Origin of the sequence: Rhizobium ecuadorense (assembly GCF_001187535.1) — a bacterium.
Classification (GTDB): domain Bacteria; phylum Pseudomonadota; class Alphaproteobacteria; order Rhizobiales; family Rhizobiaceae; genus Rhizobium; species Rhizobium ecuadorense.
The window spans coordinates 1-267 of the sequence record NZ_LFIO01000567.1; the positions used below are offsets into that span (position 1 = coordinate 1).

General features: G+C 61.4%; 1 protein-coding gene. It reads right to left on the reverse strand.

All coding sequences use genetic code 11. The features are described 5' to 3' along the window. Nucleotides 1–265, reverse strand: a 265-nt coding sequence (locus AF337_RS12030) for a D-lyxose/D-mannose family sugar isomerase (RefSeq protein WP_152971012.1), incomplete at its 3' end; no start/stop codon positions are given. Nucleotides 266–267 lie beyond the last annotated feature (2 nt).

Below are 267 nucleotides of genomic sequence, written 5' to 3' on the forward strand. Positions count from 1 at the left end.
CTTCGACAAAGAGCAGCTTTTCGGCATAGGTCCGCTCCCCCTCGACATCAACGATGCCATTGCGCAGGCAGAACAACACGAGGCCGCATTCGGCAAACCGGTTCGAGCCGAAATCGGTGACATCCCAACCCAGCTGATGGGCGCGCAAATAGGCCGATGCCTCCGGATGAGAGGCAAAATCCGCCGCCGTCCAATATCCCCATGCCGGCAGGGACCAATGCCAGCGCTCGAGGGTCTCGGTTGCCCGCAGCAACGCGGCGTTGATCG